Raw genomic sequence first — 17,207 nt, forward strand, 5'->3', positions numbered from 1 at the left:
ATTATTTTTTTAATGCAGCGCCGCCAGGCATTGTTTCCGGTTTCAACTTAAATTTGCTGTATTCTACGACTCCTGTTTTGTCTGCCCAATCAAAATATTTTGCTGAAAGATCATTTACAATTCCAGGATTTTGAGCGAGCAACATTTGTTGTTTCGCCTCGGTCTTTTTCAAGATCATAAAGCTCCCATTGGTATGACGGATAAATAGAGACCAATTTCCATTTTCCTTCTCTTACGGCTCTGTTTCCGGCTCTTTCCCAAAATAACGGTGCGCCTCTGTTTACTTCAGAAACATTGTCAAATAAAACAGGCAACAGACTTTTGCCAGCAAGCGGATTAGAATTTACTCCATTTAGATTTTTAGGATATTTAATTCCTGCCAATTCGTAGAAAGTAGGAGCAAGGTCAATAATATGACCTGTTCCTTTGTCAATTCTTCCGGCTTTAATTTTTGAAGGATACCAAGCTATAAACGGTGAACTAAAACCTCCTTCATGCATATTGTTTTTATAATCCTGTAATGGAGTATTCGATAAATAGGCCCAGTTTTGTTCCTGATAATCAAATGATCCCGAAGTTCCAATAGGTCCATCATTTCTAACCAAACCTCTTCCTAAGGGATTGTAAGTATTGAATCCGCCTTGAGCACCATTATCAGAAATAAAAATAATCAGTGTGTTTTTGTCTTTTTTAAGTGCTTTCAGTTTATCTAAAACTTTGCCCACATTCTGATCCATATTATCTACCATTGCGGCATAAACTTCCATTTTTGCTTTCCAGAATTGTTTTTCATCATAAGTCAGTTTATTCCATTCTGGAACTTCTGGATCTCTCGGGGCAATAGTTTGGTCTGGTAGTAAAATTCCGTTTTCTTTTAATTTTTTGATTCTTTTTTCTCTTAAAATGTCCCAACCTTCATCAAATTTCCCTCTGTATTTTGCAATATCAACGGGTTTTGCCTGTAATGGCCAGTGCGGAGCAGTAAAAGCTAAGTATAAGAAGAAAGGTTTGTTTTCTTTATTTTGTTCGTCTAAAAAAGTAACAGCGTTATTTCCAATTTCATCTGTAAAATAATAGGAATCATCTTTTGGGTGCAATTCCTCGTTATTGCGAATTAATTTTACTGGATAAGGCGTTTTTCCGAAAGGCAAAGGTTTGGTGTCAAAATAATTGGAAGCTCCTTTTAAGATGCCATAAAATTTATCGAAACCTCTTTGATTTGGCCATTGGGCTTGATCTTCTGAACCAACATGCCATTTTCCTGATAAAAGGGTACTGTACCCGCCCGAACGGAAAACTTCTCCTAATGTTAAAGATTCTTTGTTTAAATATCCTTGATAAGCTGGCAGTCCTAAATTGACGTCAAAAAAGCCAACTCCCGCTTTATGCTGATATTGTCCCGTTAGTAAAGAAGCTCTTGTTGGTGCACAGATAGAGTTATTGTAAAATTCGCGTAGACGAGTTCCTTCTTTTGCCAACCGGTCAAGGTTTGGCGTACTAATTTCAGATCCGTAATTTCCTAAATCCGAATAGCCCATGTCGTCAACCAAAATCAAAACGATGTTAGGTTTTGATGCATTATTCTGAGCATTTAAATCGTAAATACATCCTGTTCCTGAGAGAAGGAAAGAAAGTAAAATGTTTTTTAGTTTGGTATTCATAGTATTATATTTTGTTTTTAAAGCTCTCTTTAAATTATTTGCTAAAGAGTAAAAAAGCAATGATAAGTGTAATGATGATATTAAATAACTGTGCGATTAAGAAAGTAATCAAAGGTTTTTTGCTATTGTTTTGAAGCAGATCTTTGAAATTGGTTTCTAGACCAATACTTGTAAAGGCCAAAGCAAACCAAAGGCCCTGAATATTTTTTAAACTTTCCTTGACAGTTTCTCGAGTTTCGGGTGTAATGAAAAAAGAGAAAACTATAGAGGCGCCAATAAACCCAATAACAAATTTTGGAAAACGTTCCCAGATGACATAAAGTGATGGTTTTGATTCTAAAGCTTCTCCCGATTTGTTGTGCGTATAAGTCCAATAAATAGAAATGGCAAAAGCAACAATTCCTAATAAAACATTTTGAGAAAACTTTACAATAGTACTGATTTTTAATGCCGTTTCGCCAACCAAAGTTCCAGAAGCAACCACGGCGCCAGAAGTATCAATGCTTCCTCCGAGCCAAGCTCCTGTAACTTCTTCAGGAAAATTAAAGTATTTGGCAATCATTGGCATAAAAATCATCATTGGAATGGCTGTGACCAAAACGATAGAAATTACATAAGATAATTTTTTAGAATCTCCTTTTATGGCTCCAGAAGTTGCAATCGCTGCCGAAACGCCACAGATAGAAACAGCACTCGAAATCATCAAAGTCAATTCATCATCAATTTTTAATTTTCGGCAAAGCCAAAAGGCAAAATACCAGACAGATAAAACAACAACCAAAGCTTGAATTAACCCTAAAGATCCTGCTTTTAGAATGTCTGAAAAAATAACAGTCGAGCCTAATAAAACCAAGCCAATTTTGACAAAAAGCTCAGTTGATAAAGCAGAACGAAACCATTCTGGAAGTTTGAATAAATTTCCAATTATTAATCCGATTATTAAACTGAAAATAACTGCTTCCAGATTTAATGCTTTGATTTTTGCATTTCCGGCAAGAATTAGCGCAATTAAGGTAAGGAAATAAATTATTGGAAATGCAAGAATGAAATTCCTAACTGATTTTCCAACTAAAAAAGTTCCGATAATTCCAATTAAAAGGAAATAAATAAATTGCAACCCTATAGTTTGAAGGTTTTTGATTTCGAAAACATTGTTTATTAAGTCTGTTCCGTTTGTCCATTTAAAAAAGGGAACTTCTGGCAGAAAAATAAAAAGTGAAATTCCGATAATGAGAAAACCGAGAATTACGACGGTCCAATCTTCGTGAATAGTAAATTTTGTTGAGGTTGACATTTTGATTTTTTTCTTTCCTGCAAGGTTTCCAAAACCTTGTAGGTATTAAGTAATTATTGGAGTAGTTAAAAACAAACCTACAAGGTTTTGGAAACCTTGCAGGAGAGGAGTATTTATATTTAAAGTTTACAAATCGACAAAGTATTTTTGTTTGCCAAAGTCAAATTCATAATAAGTCAAATTAGGCCAAAGCGGTTTTATTAAACCTTTTTCCCAAGTTTGTAAAGCTGTTTCTAATTCTTTTACTTTCTGCGGATTTTGTTGTGCTAAATCTTTTGTTTCCGATTTATCTGAAGCCAGATTATAAAGCCATTTTTCATGCGTTTTTCCGCTAATGATTAATTTCCAATCACCACTTCGAACCGCTTTTGCATCACCAGAACGCCAATACAAATCTTTGTGCGCTACTGTGTTTTCATTTACTGTTTTTACTAAATCAACACCGTCATAAACTCTGTCTTTAGGTAAATCAGAACCAATAGCTGCGGCAATTGTTGTAAAAATATCTAAAGTGCTTACAGGTGTTTTGTAAATTGTATGAGGTTTGATTTTTCCTTTCCACGAAAGTGAAAACGGAACATTAATTCCGCCTTCAAAATGAGAAAATTTCCCACCTTTTAAAGGAGCATTTGTTGTAGCAAAAGTATAATCGGCACCACCATTGTCACTTGCAAAAATGATTAAAGTATGATCTTCTAAACCTTCTTTTTTGACTTTTTCTCGAATTCGCCCAACGGCATCATCCAAAGCGCTGATCATAGCAAAATAAACACGTTTGTTTTCGTCTTTAACATTCGGAAAACGATCGTAATATTTTTTGCGAACTTGAAAAGGAGTGTGAGGCGCATTAAACGGAAGATAAAGTAAAAAAGGCTTATTTTTATTTTTATCAATAAAGGCTTCGGCTTCGTCAGCAAACTTTTCAGTTAAATATTCTTTTTCATCGATAATAGTAGAATCTCGTCTAATTTGGCCAATTCCAACTCGTCCTTTGCCCCAAATCGTTTTATCGGTAAAATCTTTGTGATGATGATTGATAATATCTGGATTATCATCTTCAGGCGTATAAAGTGAGAAAGCTTGATAAAACCCGTAATGATAATCGAAACCGCGATCTAAAGGGAAAAATCCTTTGTTGTGACCCAAGTGCCATTTCCCGATTATTGCAGTGCTGTAACCTTGTCTTTTAGCTAAATCGGCAAATGTGATTTCTGATTTTGGAAGTCCTTGTGTTGCAATTGAAGCTTCATTTGGATAATTGATTTTATCATTTAATCTCCAATTGTCTGTTTTAATTAAATATTTAAAACCGTAATATTCCAAATTGTTTTTTGGATAGCGATCACCTGGCTGATATTCATGACCAAAACGTTCCTGATATCTTCCTGTAATTAATCCAGCGCGTGAAGGCGAGCAAATTGCTCGCAGATGCATATCCATCAGTAAAAGTAACTCCCGAAGCGACCAAAGAATCGATCTGCGGAGTAGGAGTCGTTTTTCCGCCGTAGAGCGAAATATCATATTTGCCTAAATCATCAGCAAGGATAATAATGACATTGGTCTTTTTTCCGGAAACGGAATCTTTAGGTTTTGAAGCCAAAAAATCTTTTTTCCCTTTTGCAAGTTTTTGATCTTCTTTGACTAATGTTGCGTCTGTATTAATTGGCCAGAATAAAAATGCTCGCTATAATCAGAAGCACTAGTAAAATGGGGAGAGCAATTTTGGTTATTTTTCTATAGGTTGCCATAGTATGGTTTTTGGTTTGTTTTTTTATGGAATGCAAGAACTTTGACAAAGTTTTACGCGTTTTTTTGTCATTCCGAGGAACGAGGAATCTCCGCAAGAAACTCTACAAAGATTGGCGATTTTGATTGGGTGGCTTCGACTTCGCTCAGCCTGACAAATATTACGATTATAGAACTCTGTCAAAGTTTTACACGCATTTTTGTCATTTCGACGAAGGAGAAATCTTCACGAGTAACTCCGCAACGAATATCCAATCTTTGTAGAGCTTCTTGCGAAGATTTCTCCTTCGTCGAAATGACAATATTATGGTTACATAAGTGTAAAAAGTTTCGAGACTATTTCGAAGCCAACGCAACATCAATCTCATTTTTCAAATCGTTGATGCCTTCTTTCTTAAAAATAATTTTTCCATTTTCGTATAAAATCAAAGTCGGAAAAACTCTTACGGTTTTTAAATCGGCAATAACTTGCGGACTGTCTTCTAACTCGATTTCTAAGATCTTTAAATTGGTTCCGTATTCCGATCGGATAGTTTCTAAAATGGGTTTTACTTTTTTACAAGGCGCGCAATATTTGGAACCAATATCTACTAGAACAGTTTTATTATCGGCAATAATTTTATTGAATTCTGCCAATGATAATTTGCTTTTTAGATTCGAATAAAAAGGTTTTCCATTTCCAATCCAGTTAGCAATTCCGCCTTCTAAACTGTAAGCTTCTGAGAAACCATTTTTTAGCAATTCTTTTTCTAGAGCAACACTTCTTCCTGCTCCTATAGAATAAATAAAAACAGGTTTAGATTTATCAAGTTTTGAAACAGATTGTATGTAATTTTCAGATTGAAGATTAAAATTTACAGCGCCTTCGATATGGTTTAAAGCAAATTCTTCGGACGTTCTCGCATCAACAATCTGCGGACTCTTTTGGCTTTTTATTTTCGAATAAAATGAATCTAAAGATAATGAATTATGAATTTCATTTTGCGAAAAAGCGACAATTACCCATAAAAGGGCAATTGCTGTTATACTGATTTTTAAAAAATGATTTTTCATATCTGAAAAGATTATACTTGTTCTAAAACTGGTTTAGGAGTTTCTTCAGTAACTGCTTTAGGTTTTAAAGGAAGTGATAATACTCCTTCAGAAAGTGAACTTCCTTCTTTTTTAGATTTAAAAATTGGCCATAAAAACTGTGCGTACCATTCTTCTTGTTTGTATGATTTTGTTCCATACGATTCTGGATATTTACGGGTAATTAATCCTGTTCCAAAAATGACATCCCAGATAAAAAACATGTTTCCAAAGTTTCCTTTAAAATGCCCAACACCGTCTCCGCTTGTATCAGCATGATGTGCATGATGCGTTGCTGGAGTAGAAATAAGTCTTTCTAAAACCCAAGCAATTGGATGTAATATTTTGTATTTGTAAAAAGGTTTATCCCATTTAATGCTTGAATGCGCTCCCAAAGTGATAAAGCTTTTGATTACCAGAACAAATAAAGCCGGAAGTCCTAAACCTAAATACGTTAAAGTCGCTGTCAAATAAATTTGAGAAAAGAAAACGGTATAAATAAAGTTTTGTCTAGAAGCCATAGCCATTCCCATATATGGAGCAGAGTGATGCGTTCTATGAAAACGCCATAAAAACGGAACCTGATGATGCAATCTATGATACCAATATTGCGTTAAATCGTCTGCAATGGCGATTAAGAAAAAGCCTCCCCAAAACGGAACCCATGATAATGAATTAGCCAAATTTGGCAACAAATAAGGCAAAGCTGTTAAACTAAAAAAAGCAATTACAGGAGGTAAAAGCAATTTTGGAGCTAGGAAACAAACAATATCTATTTTACGTTCTTCGCCTGTCCATTCGTCATCATACAAACCAGTCGCAAATTCGATTACGCCAAGAACTAGCATAAAAACAGTTAATCCCCAAGTTCTGATGTTGGCAAAGACAGGCTGTGCAAATTCTAAAAATGATGGAAGTGTAATATGCGACTGACTTATCGCTCCTCCAGTTAATTTAAAATAAAGGTAAATTGCCACTACAGGCAATGAATAAATGAAGAAACTTATTGTTAAGTCTCTCGTTAATTTTTCTTTTTGAACTATTGCCATGATCTCTTACTTTAAAAAATTATTTACTACTGCTAATCCGCCAGCCAGAATAGCCAGTGGAACTAAAAACAAGATTATCCCCACGACAATCTTTTTTCCTATAATTTCATAATCTACTCGTTTCATAATTACTCTTTTTATTTCCTGCAAGGTTTTTAAACCTTGTAGGTATTTTTTTAGCTTTTAATTTAAACCTACAAGGTTTTAGAAACCTTGCAGGTTGTGTAATTAGTTATTGGTTCCTCCAGGTTTAGTAGCCTGTTTGATTAAGTCAGAAACTGTTTTTCCTTTATCAGCTCCTGTGTTATGGATTCTTCTGTTGTAAACGTCCTGCCAATCAATCAATGGGTACACATTGTTTTCTTTTGCTTGTTCGTCAAATAATTTTTGAAGCTCAGCTAGTTTTTCAGGATATTTTTTCGCCAGATTATTACGTTCGTTGAAATCCTCGTTTAGGTTATACAATTCCCAAACATCTGTATCGAAATTGCTTGGAGCAGGTTTCTCATTGCTTCCTAGAGATTTTTTCACAGCAAAAGAATCTGGTAAATGTGCTGCAGAAGCTTTCCATCCGTCTTTATAAATAGCTCTATTTCCGAAGATGTAGTAATACTGAACTTTATGCAATGATTCTGCTTTCGGATTATCTAAAGAGGCTTGGAAAGAAGAACCTTGAATGATATCTTGTTTGATTCCTTTGATATATTCTGGCGCTTTAATTCCTGCAATAGCCAAAGTTGTAGGAAGTAAATCGGTTACGTGGCTGTATTGATTTCTGATTCCGCCTTTATCTTTAATTCCGTTTGGATAAAATACAATCAACGGGTTACGAGTTCCTCCTTCTGAATGTGCATCTTGTTTCCAGTTTTTGAAAGGAGCATTGGTAGCCTGAGCCCATCCTAAAGGATAATTCGTATTTAATCCTTTAGCAGTTCCGATTTCTCCAATATTGTTTAAATTGCTTTGGAAATTTTCTTCGTCTGTTTTTCCTTGAGCAAACAAACTCTGATTGATTGTTCCTTGCAAAGTTCCTTCTTTACTGGCTCCGTTATCACCAATGGCAACAAAAATTAAAGTATTATCCAATTGTCCGCTTTGTTTTAAATAATCCACAACTCGTCCAATTTCATAATCGGTATAGGTTAAGAATCCAGCGTAAACTTCCATGAATCTTGCATATACTTTCTTTTGGTCTGGAGTTAATTTTTTCCATTCTGTAATTAAAGCGTTACGATCTGGCAGTCCTGCATTTTGAGGAAATATTCCCAATTTCTTTTGGTTGGCTAATACTTTTTCACGGTAAACATCCCAACCTTCATCAAATTTTCCTTTGTACGGTTCAACCCATTTTTCAGCTACTTGATGAGGCGCATGAACTGCTCCAGGCGCATAGTACAAGAAGAATGGTTTTCCCGGTGCCGCTTTTTGCTGTTTTTGAATATAACTGATGGCTTTGTCTGTAATCAATTCATTTAAGTGGCGTCCATCAGGTTTAATATGAGTTTGATCTTCTACCAAATCAGGATTGTATTGATCGGTTTGCGAACCTAAGAATCCGTAGAAATGATCGAAACCTTTTCCTGTCGGCCATCTGTCAAACGGACCCGCATCTGTAGCATCTTCGTCTGGTGTAACACCATATTTTCCAACTGCAAAAGTGTTGTAGCCATTGTCACGTAAAATCTCTGCAATTGTTCCTTTATCAGAAGGAATTCTTCCGTCCCAACCTGGGAAACCGGCAGATAAAATAGTGTGAGAAAATCCGCTTACGTGAACTCTTCCTGAATTTCTACCTGTCAATAAAGCAGCACGGGTAGGAGCACAAATTGCTGTTGTGTGAAAGTTAGTATAACGAAGTCCGTTATTAGCAAGATTATCAAAAGTAGGAGTGTTGATTAAACCTCCAAAAGTACTTGAAGCTCCAAATCCAACGTCGTCCAAAAGAATCCAAACAATATTCGGAGCGCCTTTTGGAGCCGTTACAGGTTCTGGCCAATATTCTTTAGAATCAGCTAAAGTTTTACCGATTACACCTTTAAATTCTGTTTTTTCCTGTGCTACTCCTAATTGTGCAATAAGGAAAGCTGTAACCAAAAGCCCTTTTTTCGGACTTTTGAATGTAATGCTATTTTTAAATTTTTTCATTGTTTTATAGTTTTCTAGTTATATGGTTTTATTTAATATCCAGGGTTTTGCGGTAATCCATCAGGGTTGATGTTTCTTTCGCTTTGCGGAATCGGATAAAGATTATTTCTTTCTGAAACCGAGTTTTTAGCCGTTACTTTTTTCACTTCGGTAACCAATGTTCCCCATCTTACCAAATCGTACCAACGCTGTCCTTCTTGAACAAATTCTTTTTTGCGCTCTTCTTGAATTGTTGCTCTAAAAGAAGTTTGGTCTAATCCAGATAAATCAAGAGATGCATCTGGAGTTGTAATATCTTTTCCAAAAGCTCTTCTACGTACTTGATTAATTAATTCGTAAGCTTCTGCAGTTGGTCCACCTTGTTCATTTATCGCTTCCGCTAAAGACAAAAGAATGTCCGCATAACGAATAACAGGAAAGTTGATCGCTACGTTTGAAGGTGTTGCCAGATTAGACAAATCCAAGTATTTTTTGAAGATTGGTTTCGGAAAAGTGTAAAGTGTTCCCGTTGACGGATTAAGCAATTGTTTGGCATAACTCACATCTCTTCTTTTATCACCAGGGGCATAAATATCATAAAACAAAGCAACGTCTGATATAATATCTGCTGGTTCAGTCGCTGTAAATCCAGTAAAAGAAGTTGCTTGAAAAGTACTTCCGCTAGAACCATTTCCTGCTTGATTTGGTTCAAATTGAACCGAGAAAATATGTTCTTTTCCGTTCTTTTTTGTTTTAGTGAAAATGTCTTGAAAATCTTCAAACAAAGCATAGCCGTAACCTCCATTAATAACTTCTCTAGATTTTGCAATCGCATTTGGCCAGTCTTTTCTAGTTAGATACACTTTGGCTAAAATTGCTTTTGCAGCACCAGAAGTAGCACGCCCAGCATCTGCTGCAGTATAGGTTTTTGGTAAAGCTTCGGCATCAGTCAAATCTTTAATGATTTGATTGTAAACTTCGTCAACTGTTGAACGATTAGTTTTTAAATCTCCCAAATTGATAGAAGTAGATTCGTGCAAAACAATTGGAACTCCGCCCCAAAGACGAACTGCCTGAAAATATAATAGTCCTCTAATAAATTTAGCTTCATTAATTAATCTAGTTTTGATTACTTCAGAACCAGAAACTTTCGATATATTATCAATAGAAACATTGGCTCTATTGATTCCGTTATAAATTTGTCTCCAAGCTACCTGAACACGGTCATTAGTTGCATCATGCGTTAAACTGCTCATTGCTCTAACCTGCGGATTTGTTGCAGAAACTCCTGCAGCTGCATAATCAGATCCCATATCGGTCAAGAAATAAAGGTTTCTTCCAAACAAACTTTGCTCACCTGGATCAAGGCTTAAAGAAGCGTAAACGGCAGTTACACTTGCAACGGCATCATCTTGAGTGACAAAATAATTGTCTTCGGTTACAAAAGAGGTAGGTGTTACCTCTAGATCAGCGCACGATGCCAATAGGCCGGCACTTAAAAGGAATGTTATAATGATCTTTTTCATTTTGATATTTTTTTACTTAGAAAGTTACGTTCAAGCCCGAGATGAATGTTTTAGAGTTTGGATAAGAACCAAAGTCAATTCCCGGATATAAGTTGTTTTGTTCATATGAACTTACCTCTGGATCATAGCCAGTGTATTTTGTCCATGTAATTAAGTTTTCTGCTGAAACGTAGATTTTTACGCTTTTTGTTCCCAATTTTTTAGAAACGCTTTTTGGTAAAGTGTATCCTAAAGTGATTAATTTTAATCGTAAGAAAGAAGCATCTTCTACGTATCGTTCAGAAACAATTCCAAGTGGAGAACTAGAAGCTCTCGGAATTTCATTACTCGGATTGGTTGGTGTCCAACGATCATTTAAAGTAGTCTGCTGCATTAGTCCCAAGCGTAGAAATTTCTAATTGCTGATTTAAAGCATTAAAGATTTTTCCTCCGTATGCTCCTTGAAAAGAGAAATTCAAATCAAAATCATTGTATGAAACGGTGTTGCTGAAACTTCCAACAAATTTTGGCTGAGAAGTTCCTAGATTTCCTTTGTCAAGAGCTGTAATTACACCATCTCCGTTTGTATCAACATATTTTCTGTCTCCAACTTTTGTATTTGCTAAACTGTTGATTTTTGGTTGCGTATTAACTTCTTCCTGAGTCTGAAAAATTCCGTTAGTTTTGTATCCCCAGAAACTTCCCAAAGGCAAACCTACTTTTACAATAACTGGCTGCTGCTGTAATAAAGAACCATTTGGAACTACTGGGAAAAATTCGTTTACACCATTTCCAATCTCAGTAACTTTATTTCGGTTGAGAGAAAATACAATGTTTGAATTCCAAGCGAAGTTTTCTGTTTTGATATTTTCGGTAGTTAAACCAACTTCAAAACCTTTATTTTCAACTCCTCCAATGTTTTGAAGCACAGTTGCATAACCTGAACTCAAAGGCACGGGAACGTTAATTAATAAATCTTTTGTCTTTTTGTAATACACATCAAAAACAAAATTGATTTTTCGATCCAATAATGATAAATCCAATCCAACATTATATTGGTTTGTTTTTTCCCATTTTAGATCTGGATTTGCCAATCGAGTAGGAGCAAGACCAGTGTATAAAGTTCCTCCAAAAGAGTAATTTACAGATCCCATTGAAGCAAGTGGAAGATAATTTCCAATTTCTTGGTTTCCTGTTGTTCCTGCTGTAATTCTCAGTTTGGCCTCGGTTACGCCTTTAATATTGTTGGCAAATTCTTCATCAGTAATATTCCATGAAAATCCCGCAGAAGGAAAGTAACCCCAAAGCGATTCTGAACCAAATCTAGAAGAACCATCCGCACGACCTGAAAGCGTAAAGTTGTATTTTCCTTTATATGAATAATTTACTCTTGCTAACCATGATTTTAATACACTTTCATAAGCATCGCTGTATGGTTTTACAGGTACACCGTCTTGAATAGCATTGTAAGTATTGGCATCATTAACAAAAGTTTGAGCACCAGCATTCACAACTTCGCCTTTTGTATATTGAAGCGTATAACCTCCCAAAGCAGAAAACTTATGATTCTCGCCAAAATGAGTATTATAATTCAGTGTGTTTTCATTTAAAACAGAACCTACTGATCTTTCTCCAATAGAAGCTAAACCTTTTGTTCCCGCTCCTGTTGTTGTGTTTGATGGCGCATAATAATTTTGTTTTGTATTTAAAACATCACCGCTTACAGCCACTTTTGCAGTTAATTCTTTATTGAATTTGTATTCGCCAAATAAACTGGTTAGAATTCGGTTTAATTTGGTTTCGTTAATTGTATTATCCAAATCGTTAATCGGATTCGGAACATAACCATTTACAGAAGTTGCATAAGGATTGTTGGTTACATTATAGCTTCCGTCTGCATTTTTAATAGGTACAACAGGAGCTGTTAAGAGCACACTAACAAGCGGGTTCGGATTTCTTCCCGCCGCCGCGCCTCCATTTGTACCAACACCATTTGCAATTGAATTGGTATAATTGGCATTTACTCCAAATTTAAATTTCTGAGAATAGTTTCTTTCATAATTGGCACGAAGCGAAATACGTTTAAAATCAGAACCTAAAACAATACCGTCTTGATCAAAATATCCTGCAGAAATTGCATATCTCGATTTTTCGTCTCCGCCAGAAAAAGATAAGTTATGGTTTTGAACAGGTGCTGCAGTAACAAAAGCCGCAGACTGCCAATCGTAATTTCCAGAAGTTTTTAAAGCTTCGATTTGTTCTGGAGAAAAAGAAGGCGCTTGTCCAATACTTGCCTGAACATCGTTTCTTAAACTTGCCCATTCACTGGCATTCATTAATTTCAGTTTTTTTGAAATATTTTGGAATCCAAAATAACCTTGGTAAGAAATATTATCTTGACCTTTTGTTCCTTTTTTAGTTGTAATAATCACAACTCCATTTGCACCACGAGAACCGTAAATTGCCGTTGCAGAAGCATCTTTCAAAACTTCAATAGATTCTATATCAGCAGGATTAATTGTCGAAAGAACATTTACGCTGGCACCAGCATAAGTTACTCCTGCCGAACTGTTACTGTTATCATTGTAAATTAAAATTCCGTCAACAACATAAAGCGGTTCGTTACCAGCAGTAATCGAGTTTCCTCCGCGAATGCGAACACTCGATGATGCTCCAGGACGGCCAGAACTTTGTGTGACTACAACCCCCGCTACAGCGCCTCTTAATAGGTTATCTGCCGAAGAAGTTACCTGAGATAAATTGGCTTTTGGAACCGAAGCGACAGAACCTGTAATGTCTTTTCTTTTTTGAGTTCCATAACCAACAACTACCAATTCGTCTAATTCTTGGCGTTCTTCTCTAAGACTAATAATAACAGGGTTTTTTTCAACAGTGACTTCTAGTTTTTTATATCCAATGTAGCTTACGATCAAAGTATAAGGAAATTTTTGTCCCGTTTGAAAGTAAAATTTTCCTTCAGTATCTGTTACAACTCCGTGAGTTGTTCCTTTAATATTGACAGAAGCCCCTATAATAGGCTGATTTGTAATAGCATCTACAACAGTTCCGTCAAGTTTAGATTGAATAAGAGGCGTGGTATTTTGGGCTTGTATTCCTGCCGTTATAAAGAGCAACTGCAAGAGTATATATAGGTTTAATTTTTTTTCATTTCTTTGTACTGGTTTTAAGTAATTAACAAGACGCCCTGAGCACTGTTTATACAGCACTCTAAAAGTGTTCTTGATTTAGTGATAAATGTTTCTTTAAGCCTCGCCATTTCTGTTGCCGCAGAAATGGCTTTTTTTATTTACAGCAACAGCTTTGCATTGTTTTCATTTTAGTTTTTTTTAATTGTTAGTTATTTAATTTATTGAATAATAGATATAGTTTCAAGAATCTGCTCCAATACAAATAATTGCATCGAAAGAGACCTTTGGTTAAATTCAGTAAATATTTTTGGTGGTGTTTTAAAAGATTTGCTTCGATATGAAATCTAAAGGCAAACAAAATATGTAGATTATTAACAACAGATACACATATAACAAATAGTGCTATAAGTGTAGTTTTTACGAAGAATGTAACGCGATATGCTTTCTGTTGTTTTCACAATAATAGTTTTTAAGGTTTGAAATACTATTTTAAACTCTACTAATCCTATAGACAAAGTTAAATTTTATATAATAAAAACCAAAAATTTGATGCACTTTTTTTGAAAAATATGTCTGCTACAAGCCTTGTGAAATATCCTTATTTTTTGCGAATGCCTTATTTTAAAGGACTTGATAAGATAATTGAGTTTGAGATAATTGTTAAAGAATAATTTAAAAACCATGCAAAATTGTAGTAATTTACTCTTGTTTTTTATTCTTAAATTCCCTCTAAAATGTTTTTTTTGAATTTCAAATGAAGTAAAAAAGCTCTGTAGAGCAATTTCTAGTTTTAATTTTGTAAAATCTAAATAAGAATTTAAAGTTGATTTTGAATAAATTAAAGTAATTTTATAGGTATTAAAAGAAAATAGAATTTTTTGAACCAACCTAATGATAAATACTTATATTTGTAATAAGTATTTTTACTTAGTTTTATAATTAAAAAGAAAATGATAGAAGTAAAAGAAGCCTTAGAAATTGTTGCGGCAAATAGTTCGGTTTTATCAACGCAGAAAATTTCGGTGAGTAAAGCGTTAGGATATATTTTGGCAGAAACAGTTTATTCGCCTATTTCAATGCCACCGTTTCGCCAATCAGCAATGGACGGTTATGCTTTTACACATTCTATTAGGCATCAATTTGATGTGGTTGGAACTTCTAAAGCGGGAGATCATAACAATATAAAACTAAAAGAAAATGAAGCAGTACGTATTTTTACAGGAGCTTATGTTCCTAAAAATGCAGATACTGTTGTAATGCAAGAGCATGTTATGGCTAATGAAGATTCGATTTTGATAGCCAAAAAACCAGAAGCTTTTGCCAACGTAAGAAATAAAGGTGAACAGATTAATGCTGAAGATGTTGTTTTTGATGCCAATACATTGATTACTCCTGCAGCAATTGGTTTTTTAGCTTGTTTAGGAATTACAGAAATAACAGTTTATAAAAAGCCCAAAATCGCCATTTTGATTACTGGAAATGAATTGATAAAACCAGGAAAAAAACTTCCAAAAGGAAAAATTTACGAAAGCAATTCAGTAATGTTGCAAGCTGCACTTCAGACAATCGGAATTAATAAAGTTAAAGTTCATACCGTTAAAGACAATCTAAAAGCGACTAAAAAAGCATTACAGTCCATCCTTAAAAAGAATGATATTGTATTAATTTCTGGCGGAATTTCGGTTGGCGATTATGACTTTGTAAAAGAAGCATTATTGAAAAATGGAGTACAAGAGCTTTTTTATAAAATCAATCAGAAACCTGGAAAACCCATGTTTTTTGGTGCTAAAAAAGATACTTTGGTATTTGCCTTACCAGGAAATCCAGCATCGTCATTAACTAATTTTTATATCTACGTATATCCTGCGGTTAAAAACAAAATGGGATTTTCTAATACGCATTTGCCAAAAATTGTCCGTAAGTTACAGAATCAGATTACTAATACTACAGGAAAAACACTTTTCTTAAAAGCATTATATAATGAAAGCAGCGCTGAAATTCTAGAAGGACAAAGTTCGGCAATGCTAAATACTTTCGCTATAGCGAATGGGTTAGTAATCGTTCCGCATGATGTTGAAAACATAAAAAAAGGTTCATCGGTAACGATTCTGCCAATTGATTAAATTTTGTAGAAAGATAGAAGAAAGAAACAAATAGAAAGAGAACAGCAATTCTATTTCTAATATTGAAAAGCGTTTTATAAATAAAGCATATAGCTTGAAACCTGAAAAAGAAAGAAACCATGAAAATATCAGTATTTATTCTTTGCGGAGGAAAAAGCACCAGAATGCAGTCAGAAAAAGGATTGGTTTTGTTTCAAGGTAAGCCATTTATCGAACACATTATTCAGGCGATTTTGCCTATTACGGATCGAATTAAATTGATTACATCATCAAAAGAATACGATTATTTGGGTTATGAAAAAATTCCCGATTTAATTGCAGATAAAGGGCCTTTAGGCGGAATTTTCACGGCATTGTCACATTCGGAAACCAAATTTAATCTGATTTTAAGTTGTGATATTCCATTAATTTCAACAGAATTATTGCAAGAATTAATTTCAAAACATACCAAAGAAGCTGAGATAACAGTTTTTGCATCCGAAAGCAAAACACATCCCTTAATTGGAATTTATTCCAAAAATATTGTTGCGACCATTAAAGAAGCAATTGATTCGAATGAATTAAAAATGATGGATTTGTTGGCAAAATTGCCTCATCAAATCATCAATATAGAAGAAAGTGAAAACTTCCATTTAACCAATATTAATTCGGCTGACGAATTGAATGATCTAAATATCAATTTAACTTAAAAGACTATGCGAAATTCAAAAACACCAAAATTGACGATAGTAGGCGCAGGTCCAGGCGATGTTGAATTGATTACATTAAAAGCAATTAAAGCTTTAGAAAGCGCCGATGTAGTTCTGTACGATGCTCTGGTAAACGAAGAATTGCTAGAATATGCATCAAATGCAGAAATTGTTTTTGTCGGTAAACGTTTAGGCTGTCACGCCTACACGCAAGATCAAATTAACGATTTGATAGTTTCAATGGCAAATCTTCACGGACATGTGGTTCGTTTAAAAGGAGGAGATTCTTTTATTTTTGGAAGAGGAAGCGAAGAAATTGATTACGCGGTAAAATTTGGCTTAGAAACCGCTGTCGTTCCAGGAATTTCGTCTGCTTTGGGCGTTCCAGCAACAGCTGGAATCAGTTTGACACAACGTAAAATTGCTGAAAGCTTTTGGGTTATAACGGGAACAACTTCAAATCACGAATTATCAAAAGATGTTCATTTAGCATCAAAATCGGCTGCGACTGTGGTTATTTTGATGGGCATGCATAAATTAAATGAGATTATTTCGATTTATCAAGAGAATAGAAATGACGACCTTCCAGTCGCAATTATTCAAAACGGAACAAAAAATTCAGAACAAAAAGCAATCGGAACTATAAGTACAATTACTAAATTGGTATCCGAAAAGAATATTTCATCACCTGCGATTATCGTGATTGGTGAAGTGGTGAAAAACACATCAAAACTGACAGAATATTTTCAGGAGCATTTTGATGATGAATTCATTTTTCAAAATTTAAATTTATAAA

The 17,207-nt window shown here is 34.7% G+C and carries 14 protein-coding genes; 3 read left to right on the forward strand and 11 right to left on the reverse strand.

The genetic code is table 11. The features are described 5' to 3' along the window. Position 1: 1 nt before the first annotated feature. The 11 genes from P5P87_RS24635 to P5P87_RS24685 all read right to left on the reverse strand — a co-directional run bounded on the left by P5P87_RS24635 (position 2) and on the right by P5P87_RS24685 (position 13,590). Positions 2–145, reverse strand: a complete 144-nt coding sequence (locus tag P5P87_RS24635) for a hypothetical protein (protein ID WP_278020939.1) — start codon at positions 143–145, stop codon at positions 2–4. Beyond that, positions 111–1,661 (reverse strand): arylsulfatase, encoded by a 1,551-nt coding sequence (locus tag P5P87_RS24640; RefSeq protein WP_278020940.1) that lies wholly within the window; start codon positions 1,659–1,661, stop codon positions 111–113. The genes P5P87_RS24635 and P5P87_RS24640 overlap by 35 nt, the downstream gene beginning before the upstream one ends. Before the next feature lie 34 nt (positions 1,662–1,695). Next, entirely contained in the window at positions 1,696–2,955 is a 1,260-nt protein-coding gene (locus P5P87_RS24645; RefSeq protein ID WP_278020941.1) for a YeiH family protein, read from the reverse strand. Positions 2,956–3,081: 126 nt separating this feature from the next. Further along, on the reverse strand, positions 3,082–4,389 hold the full coding sequence (locus P5P87_RS24650; protein ID WP_278020942.1) for a sulfatase-like hydrolase/transferase: 1,308 nt from the start codon (positions 4,387–4,389) through the stop codon (positions 3,082–3,084). Next, positions 4,313–4,555: a sulfatase-like hydrolase/transferase gene (locus tag P5P87_RS24655; protein ID WP_278020943.1), complete on the reverse strand. Its 243-nt coding sequence runs from the start codon at positions 4,553–4,555 to the stop codon at positions 4,313–4,315. Before P5P87_RS24655 ends, P5P87_RS24650 begins: the two co-directional genes overlap by 77 nt. Positions 4,556–5,037: 482 nt before the next feature. Beyond that, complete coding sequence (locus tag P5P87_RS24660; RefSeq protein ID WP_278020944.1) at positions 5,038–5,754, reverse strand: thioredoxin domain-containing protein; 717 nt, start codon at positions 5,752–5,754, stop codon at positions 5,038–5,040. Positions 5,755–5,765: 11 nt separating this feature from the next. Next, on the reverse strand, positions 5,766–6,821 hold the full coding sequence (locus P5P87_RS24665; protein WP_278020945.1) for a sterol desaturase family protein: 1,056 nt from the start codon (positions 6,819–6,821) through the stop codon (positions 5,766–5,768). Between the two features lie 228 nt (positions 6,822–7,049). Beyond that, positions 7,050–8,966 carry an arylsulfatase gene (locus P5P87_RS24670; protein WP_278020946.1) on the reverse strand — a complete coding sequence of 639 codons (1,917 nt, stop codon included), beginning with the start codon at positions 8,964–8,966 and terminating at the stop codon, positions 7,050–7,052. A 32-nt stretch (positions 8,967–8,998) separates the two neighbouring features. Next, the gene (locus tag P5P87_RS24675) at positions 8,999–10,471 is read right to left on the reverse strand and encodes a RagB/SusD family nutrient uptake outer membrane protein (RefSeq protein WP_278020947.1); all 1,473 of its coding nucleotides are present in this window, start codon (positions 10,469–10,471) and stop codon (positions 8,999–9,001) included. 16 nt (positions 10,472–10,487) lie between these two features. Further along, positions 10,488–10,853: a hypothetical protein gene (locus tag P5P87_RS24680; protein ID WP_278020948.1), complete on the reverse strand. Its 366-nt coding sequence runs from the start codon at positions 10,851–10,853 to the stop codon at positions 10,488–10,490. Continuing rightward, entirely contained in the window at positions 10,822–13,590 is a 2,769-nt protein-coding gene (locus P5P87_RS24685; protein WP_278020949.1) for a SusC/RagA family TonB-linked outer membrane protein, read from the reverse strand. Before P5P87_RS24685 ends, P5P87_RS24680 begins: the two co-directional genes overlap by 32 nt. Positions 13,591–14,549: 959 nt before the next feature. Here P5P87_RS24685 and P5P87_RS24690 point away from each other — a divergent pair. From P5P87_RS24690 to cobA, 3 genes are all read left to right on the forward strand, one after another. Next, the gene (locus P5P87_RS24690; RefSeq protein ID WP_278020950.1) at positions 14,550–15,722 is read left to right on the forward strand and encodes a molybdopterin molybdotransferase MoeA; all 1,173 of its coding nucleotides are present in this window, start codon (positions 14,550–14,552) and stop codon (positions 15,720–15,722) included. A gap of 119 nt (positions 15,723–15,841) precedes the next feature. Then, positions 15,842–16,411 (forward strand): molybdenum cofactor guanylyltransferase, encoded by a 570-nt coding sequence (locus P5P87_RS24695; RefSeq protein WP_278020951.1) that lies wholly within the window; start codon positions 15,842–15,844, stop codon positions 16,409–16,411. Positions 16,412–16,417: 6 nt separating this feature from the next. Then, entirely contained in the window at positions 16,418–17,206 is a 789-nt protein-coding gene (cobA, locus tag P5P87_RS24700) for a uroporphyrinogen-III C-methyltransferase (RefSeq protein WP_198856372.1), read from the forward strand. Position 17,207: the final 1 nt, after the last annotated feature.

It is taken from the genome of Flavobacterium ginsengisoli, from assembly GCF_029625315.1.
Classification (GTDB): Bacteria; Bacteroidota; Bacteroidia; order Flavobacteriales; family Flavobacteriaceae; genus Flavobacterium; species Flavobacterium ginsengisoli.

Coding starts and splice junctions, on each gene's coding strand:
- P5P87_RS24635 (WP_278020939.1), bottom strand. CDS start 145: ATGTTGCTCGCTCAAAATCCTGGAATTGTAAATGATCTTTCAGCAAAA.
- P5P87_RS24640 (WP_278020940.1), bottom strand. CDS start 1,661: ATGAATACCAAACTAAAAAACATTTTACTTTCTTTCCTTCTCTCAGGA.
- P5P87_RS24645 (WP_278020941.1), bottom strand. CDS start 2,955: ATGTCAACCTCAACAAAATTTACTATTCACGAAGATTGGACCGTCGTA.
- P5P87_RS24650 (WP_278020942.1), bottom strand. CDS start 4,389: ATGCATCTGCGAGCAATTTGCTCGCCTTCACGCGCTGGATTAATTACA.
- P5P87_RS24660 (WP_278020944.1), bottom strand. CDS start 5,754: ATGAAAAATCATTTTTTAAAAATCAGTATAACAGCAATTGCCCTTTTA.
- P5P87_RS24665 (WP_278020945.1), bottom strand. CDS start 6,821: ATGGCAATAGTTCAAAAAGAAAAATTAACGAGAGACTTAACAATAAGT.
- P5P87_RS24670 (WP_278020946.1), bottom strand. CDS start 8,966: ATGAAAAAATTTAAAAATAGCATTACATTCAAAAGTCCGAAAAAAGGG.
- P5P87_RS24675 (WP_278020947.1), bottom strand. CDS start 10,471: ATGAAAAAGATCATTATAACATTCCTTTTAAGTGCCGGCCTATTGGCA.
- P5P87_RS24690 (WP_278020950.1), top strand. CDS start 14,550: ATGATAGAAGTAAAAGAAGCCTTAGAAATTGTTGCGGCAAATAGTTCG.
- P5P87_RS24695 (WP_278020951.1), top strand. CDS start 15,842: ATGAAAATATCAGTATTTATTCTTTGCGGAGGAAAAAGCACCAGAATG.
- cobA (WP_198856372.1), top strand. CDS start 16,418: ATGCGAAATTCAAAAACACCAAAATTGACGATAGTAGGCGCAGGTCCA.